The organism is Saliniramus sp., assembly GCF_035311605.1.
In the GTDB taxonomy this organism is placed as follows: domain Bacteria; phylum Pseudomonadota; class Alphaproteobacteria; order Rhizobiales; family Beijerinckiaceae; genus Saliniramus.
In genome coordinates this window covers 1-6,276 of record NZ_DATGCW010000029.1, presented here as the reverse complement: position 1 = coordinate 6,276, position 6,276 = coordinate 1, and the positions used below count along the sequence as shown (strand labels likewise).

Genomic DNA, 6,276 nt, shown 5'->3' with positions numbered 1-6,276 from the left:
CGTTGCCGCGTTCAGGCGGGTGGCACTGCCATTGGCCTGGCCGGCAATCGCCGCCGGTGCCGCCTTCGTCGCGATGGAAACGCTTGCCGATTACGGTACGGTGCTGCATCTGGGCGTCCAGACCTTGACCACGGGCATCTTCCGGACATGGTTTGCGCGCGGTGCGCCGGTCGCGGCGGCCCAGCTCGCGGCCCTGCTCGTCTGCTTCGTGGCCGTGGCCTTTCTCGTCGAGCGGATGGTGCGTGGCGACAGACGTTTCGCCAGCAATGCCGGCGGGCGGGCGCGGATGATGGGGCGCGTGCGCCTCAGCCCGGGTTACGCGATTCTCGCCATGGTCGCCTGCAGCCTGCCAGTCGTCCTGGGGTTCGTCTTTCCCGCTGCGGAACTGTTGCGGCTGTCGCTGATCGCGGGTGACCCGCTCTGGGGCGCGCGCTTCTTCGCCTTTGCGCAGAACAGTCTGATCATGGCCGGCGGCGCGGCGATCCTTCTGGTCTGCATCGCCGTTTTCCTAAGCTACGCGCAGCGCCTTCAGGGCGGGCCCGTGATCGATTCCGCCATGCAGGCGGCGAGCTTCGGCTATGCGATCCCCGGCGCCGTGATCGCGATCGGCGTGCTGATTCCGCTGGCGACCTTCGACAATGCGCTCGACGCCTTCATGCGCGCGCAGTTCGGTATCTCGACCGGGTTGTTGCTGACAGGATCGATCGCAGCCCTGATGTTCGCCTATACCGTGCGCTATCTCGCCGTGGCCCTGAAGACCGTCCAGGCGAGTTTCACAAGGGTGCCGCGCAGCATGGACGAGGCCGCACGCAATCTCGGGGCGGGATCCGTGCGGGTCCTGTGGCGGGTGCATCTGCCGCTGCTGCGCCCGGGCCTGCTCACCGCGGCCATCTTCGTCTTCGCCGATGTCATGAAGGAATTGCCGGCGACGCTGATCGTGCGGCCCTTCAATTTCGACACGCTGGCCATCCGCACCTTTCGGTTGGCTTCCGACGGGCGGCTCGAAGAAGCCGCGACCTCCGCCTTGCTGATCGTCGCCGTCGGAATCCTGCCGGTGATCATCCTCAGCCGCGCCATGAATCGCTGATCGGCGCCCGGGCAACGTCTGCGTACGAGACCGGACCAGTGTGTGGGCTTTACAAGCCGGAACGGCACTCCCATGTGAACGGTCACGCCGTCGGCTGTCGCGCAGATAGCCGTCGTCCCGCCATTGACCGTATTCTCCGGAGTTCCTGATGGACATATCGCTGTTGATCGTGATTGCCGCGGCTTTCGTCACGGCGATCATGACAGGCGTCGGTGCGCTTCCGTTTCTTTTCGTGAAGAAGCTCAGCGAGAGGACCGTCGGCTGGGCGAACGCCGCTGCCGCCGGGCTCATGCTGGCGGCGAGCCATAGCCTGATCGCGGAAGGCGTCGCCATTGATGTCATCATGACGCTGGCGGGGGTGTTGACCGGCCTCGCGGCGATCGTTCTCGCCAACCGGCTGCTGTCGCGTTCCGGCGAGGTGGATGTGGCCGAGCTCCAGGGCGCCAATGCGACCAAGGCATTGCTGATCCTGGGCATCATGACGGCGCATTCCTTTGCGGAAGGCGTTGGCGTCGGCGTCTCCTTTGCCGGCACCGAGGGGCTCGGTGTCTTCATCACCACGGCCATTGCCTTTCACAACGTCCCGGAAGGCCTCGCCATTGCGCTGGTGCTCGTGCCGCGCGGCACGCCGGTCTGGAAGGCGGCCCTTTGGGCGATATTCACGAGCCTGCCGCAGCCGCTGATGGCGGCGCCGTCCTATCTGTTCGTCGAGATCTTCCGGCCTTTCCTGCCACTTGGGCTCGGGCTGGCGGCTGGCGCCATGATCTGGATGGTTTTCTCCGAACTGTTCCCGGAAGCGCAGGAAAAGACCGATAGCGGATCGGCAGCGACGGTGGTGACCCTTGCCTTTGCCGGGATGATGGCGTTCCAGATGCTGGTTCTGGCGCATTGACCCGCCACGCCGCGCCCGTATCGGCTATACGGGTACGTCGTGCTGCGCGCCTTTCGCCAGCAATTCCGCGACCAGCGGATTGGGAAAACGCCGCTCCCGGGTGATGGCGAAGAATGTCTCGCGGATGTTGTCGAGTCGCGCTGCCTCGACCAGGATCCCCGCCTCGAGCTCGTCGCGCACGACGATGGGCGGGATCACGGCGAGGCCCGCATCTTCGCGGGCGAGCAGACGCAGCATGGCCATGTCGTCGGCTTCCGCGGCGACCATCGGCGTGATTCCCAGCCGGGCCGTCAACGCATCGAAGGCAGCGCGCAGGGCGGTGTCGGGAACCGGGAGGATCACGGGTTCGCGCCCGAGCAAGGTCGCTAGCGAAGGCCGATCCGAGCCGCATCGCGTCGGCGTCCCGATCAGACTGACCGGCTGTTCGGCCAGCCGGTGAATCAGCCAGGGGCTGGCGCTGTCGCGCGCCGGGGCGAGATTGGTCAGCACGATGTCCAGGGCGAGCCCATCCAGCGCATTGAGCAGTTCCGCCTGCGAGCCCGAGCGCAGGATCACCTCGACATCGCTCCTGCCGACAAGGGGGCGAACGAAGGCCATCTGGAAATTGCGAGACAGCGTCGCCAGCGCACCGATGCGCAGGCCGCGACGCACGAAGCCGGTCTCGCGCAGCGTCGCTGTCAGATCCTCGGCGGTACGAAAGATCGCCTCCGCGTGGTCGAGGGCGATCCGACCGGCTTCCGTCAGAACCAGCCCACGCCCCCGCCGCTCGAACAGGTCATGCCCGAGCGCGGCCTCCAGAGCCCTGATCTGGGTCGAGAGCGCTGATTGCGACAGGTTGAGCCGTGTGGCGGCTCCGGTGAGCGTGCCCTCGGTCGCGACGGCCCGGAAGAGGCGCAGATGGTGCAGGTTCAAAAGCGACATTGTTCTCTTTTATAGAATGATTATGATCATAATATGTATTTTTCTGAAAGTCAGCTAGGCGTTATTCCGGAGCGGCCTATCAATGCACCGGAGCCCATTCCATGAGTTCATCACCATCGCTGAGCATGCTTGCTCCCATATTCATTCTTCTGATTGCGGGTTACGCTGCATTTTACCCGGGTCGCCGACCCGGCGGCCTGCCGCTTCTGACCGAGCGTGTCGCGATCGCGGCCATGGTGGCGGCGGTCGCTGGTGGGCTCCAGCTTGTTTTCGCGGGCCAGCAGACTTTCGCTTTCGGCAGTGATGCGTTGATGATCGCGTTCCGCCTTGATGCGCTGAGTGCGACCATGACGATTCTCGTGGCCTTCATCGGCTGGATCGTCGTGCGTTACGCACGCACCTATCTGGATGGCGAGCAGCGCGAAGGCGCCTTTCACGGCTGGATGGCCCTCACGCTTGCCAGCGTGCTTCTCCTCGTCCAGTCCGGCAGTCTCGTCACGCTGGTACTGGCATTCGTTGCGATCGGCTTCGGCTTGCGCCAGCTGTTGCTGTTCTATTCCGAACGCCCTGAAGCACAGCGGGCAGCCGCAAAGTTCACGCTGGTCTGGGCCGGCGGCGATGTCGCGCTGGTGCTCGCCTCGATCCTGCTCTTCATCGCCTTCGGCACAACCGACATCGCGTCGATCGCTGCGCAGGCCGAGGAGGGCGCGGGCTTCGCGATGCACGCGGCCATCGCGCTTCTGGTGCTCACCGCCGCCCTCAAGACGGCGGCCTTCCCGCTGCATGGCTGGCTGACGGAGGTCATGGAGGCACCCACACCCGTCTCCGCCCTCCTCCATGCGGGCATCATCAATGCCGGCGGTTTCCTGCTGATCCGCATGGCCGACCTGATCCAGACCAGCACGGCGGCCATGGCGGCCCTGTTGATGCTCGGCGGGTTCACCGCGCTGTTCGCGGCCGCGGTGATGCTGACGCAGAGCGCGATCAAGACGGCGCTGGCCTGGTCGACCATCGCGCAGATGGGCTTCATGCTTCTGCAATGCGGGCTGGGCCTGTGGACTCTGGCGCTTTTGCACATCGTCGCCCACTCGCTCTACAAGGCGCATGCCTTCCTCGCTTCCGGTGGTGCCGTAAAGGCCGTCGCCGAAATCCGGCGCCCGGGACCCGTCGCGGTGCCGGGACTCGGCGCCGTCCTGCGGGCCTTCGCCCTCGCGCTCGTGCTCTATGCGCTGGTAGCAACCTTCTTCGGCTTCGTCTTCGGTTCGAAATCGGCGCAGGCCCTCTCGCTCGGCGCCATCCTGATCTTCGGTGTCGCCTATCTGGTGGCGCAGGGCATGGCAGATGCCGCGCCCCGTGAACTCACGCGACGCACGGTGATGGCGTCTTTCGCCGCCACGCTCGCCTATTTCGGCTTTCATCTCGTCGCCGATCTGGTCTGGGGAGCGCACCTTCCCGCCGCACCGGTTCCGGGTCCGCTGGAATGGGGGCTCATCGTGCTGATGCTGTTCTCCTTCGGCCTGATCGCCGTGGCCCAGGCGCTGTTTCCGCTCTGGGCCCACCACCCCGCAGCGGCGGGACTGCGCGTGCACCTGGCGAACGGCCTTTATCTCAACGCCGTCCTCGACCGCATGATCGGCGGTTTCACAACCCCGAAATCCCGTTGATTTCCTCGATTGCAGGCAGATAACACCATGCTCATCCAGAATACGCATCCCGACGACACGCATGCCGACGCCGTGCTCACCGCGATGGAAAAAGCCGCCCGCGCCATCCCCCCTGCATTTCCCCTTGATGCGACGGTTGCCGTGAATCCCTTCCTCGGCCAGATCCACGAGGATCTGGCCACGGCCTCGGCCCGGCTGGCGCGGGTCGCAGGCGTGCGCCTCGTTCGTGAGCGCGCCACCTATCGCGACGAGATCGAATCCGGAGCGATCACGCGCGACGACCTCGCGGCAGCCCTCGCCGCCTGTTCGTCGGCATCGAAGCCAGCTGATCTCGCAGAACTGGAACAGGCGCTGCGCCTTGAGAGCCCGGCTCCCAAGGCGCTGCCCACCCTTGCCGAGCTGGCTGCCGGTGCAAGCGGCACGGACTGGCCGGAACTGATCAAGCGCAGCTTCGGCCTCTGGGCTGCCGGCCATTTCGATCGCGGGCAGGCGCTCTGGTCCCCGGCTCCCGCGCGCGCTGCGCTCGATGCCTGGCGGGACTGGGCGCGCCATGACCTGACCCCCGAGATTGCCGGCCTCACGGGTTTTTGCAGCCATGCCATCGATGCGCCGGACACTGCCGACCGGGTCATCCTGCGCGCAGCCGAGCGGCTGGGCATCACCGAGGCCAATGCGCAGACGATTTTTCACCGGCTGCTGGTCGATCTTGGCGGATGGGCCCAGCATGCGCGCTGGCTGCTCTGGGAAGCGGAGCTCGCCGGGGAGACGGATGCGACGATCGTGGAATTGCTGGCGATCCGGCTGATCTGGGAAGAAGCACTACTTGCGCAATATCCTCAGCTGAGCCCGTCATGGGAAGAGACGTGCGCCGCGCATGAGCAACCCGTCGCGCCCACGCGCGACCAGGTGATCGATGCCATCCTCCAGGAGGCCGCCGAGCGGGCCCGTCAGCGGCGGATCGAAGCCATGCTGCCGGGCGCGCAGCCTCGTGAGGGCCGGCCGGCAATGCAGGCCGCCTTCTGCATCGACGTGCGCTCGGAAGTCTTCCGGCGCGCGCTGGAAAGCCTCGATACCGACATCGCGACGATCGGCTTTGCCGGGTTCTTCGGCCTGCCCGTATCACATTGCGGCCACGGTACCGACAGGCGCGAGGCGCATCTGCCTGTGCTGTTGACCCCGGCTCTCAATGCCTGCAGCCACGGCGATGCCCATACGGAACAGGATGTCCGGATCCGGGCGCGGGCGCGGCGCGCCTGGGGGCGCTTCCGGCAGGCGGCGGTGTCCTCCTTCGCCTTCATCGAGGCCGCAGGCCCGGTCTATGGCTGGAAGCTCGTCAAGGACACCCTGGCGCTCGATCACGGCGGCAATCGCGCCACCACGGAGGCATCCGCCGGCTCGACCAATCCGCCGCCGCGCTTCGAAGAGCCGCTGACGGCAGAGGCCAAGGCCGCCACCGGCGCAGCGGTTCTCAAGGCGATGAGCATGACCGAAGGCCATGCCCGCCTGGTCCTGCTCGTCGGCCATGGCGCGCATGTCACCAACAACCCGCATGAGAGCGCCTATCATTGCGGCGCCTGCGGCGGACAGACCGGAGAAGTATCCGCACGCCTTCTCGCGAGCCTGCTCAACGACCCCGAAACCCGCGCCGGCCTGCCCGGGCACGGCATCGATCTGGCGGAGGATACCGTCTTCGTGGCGGGTCTGCACGACAC

General features: G+C 66.2%; 5 protein-coding genes. 4 read left to right on the top strand and 1 reads right to left on the bottom strand.

The genetic code is table 11. The features are described from left to right. The coding region (locus tag VKP01_RS01455; protein ID WP_324409858.1) for an ABC transporter permease at positions 1-1,087 on the top strand (1,087 nt) is incomplete at its 5' end. Positions 1,088-1,235: 148 nt separating this feature from the next. After that, the gene (locus VKP01_RS01450; protein ID WP_324409857.1) at positions 1,236-1,979 is read left to right on the top strand and encodes a ZIP family metal transporter; all 744 of its coding nucleotides are present in this window, start codon (positions 1,236-1,238) and stop codon (positions 1,977-1,979) included. A 24-nt stretch (positions 1,980-2,003) separates the two neighbouring features. Here VKP01_RS01450 and VKP01_RS01445 read toward each other — a convergent pair whose 3' ends face one another. Further along, positions 2,004-2,900 carry a LysR family transcriptional regulator gene (locus VKP01_RS01445; protein WP_324409856.1) on the bottom strand — a complete coding sequence of 299 codons (897 nt, stop codon included), beginning with the start codon at positions 2,898-2,900 and terminating at the stop codon, positions 2,004-2,006. A 101-nt stretch (positions 2,901-3,001) separates the two neighbouring features. Between VKP01_RS01445 and VKP01_RS01440 the strand changes: the two genes are divergently transcribed. Both VKP01_RS01440 and VKP01_RS01435 read left to right on the top strand, forming a co-directional pair. Beyond that, a complete protein-coding gene (locus tag VKP01_RS01440; RefSeq protein WP_324409855.1) occupies positions 3,002-4,564 on the top strand; it encodes a proton-conducting transporter membrane subunit in 1,563 nt (520 codons plus the stop codon). Between the two features lie 27 nt (positions 4,565-4,591). Further along, positions 4,592-6,276 (top strand): putative inorganic carbon transporter subunit DabA (locus VKP01_RS01435; RefSeq protein ID WP_324409854.1); only part of this gene is annotated, 1,685 nt, incomplete at its 3' end.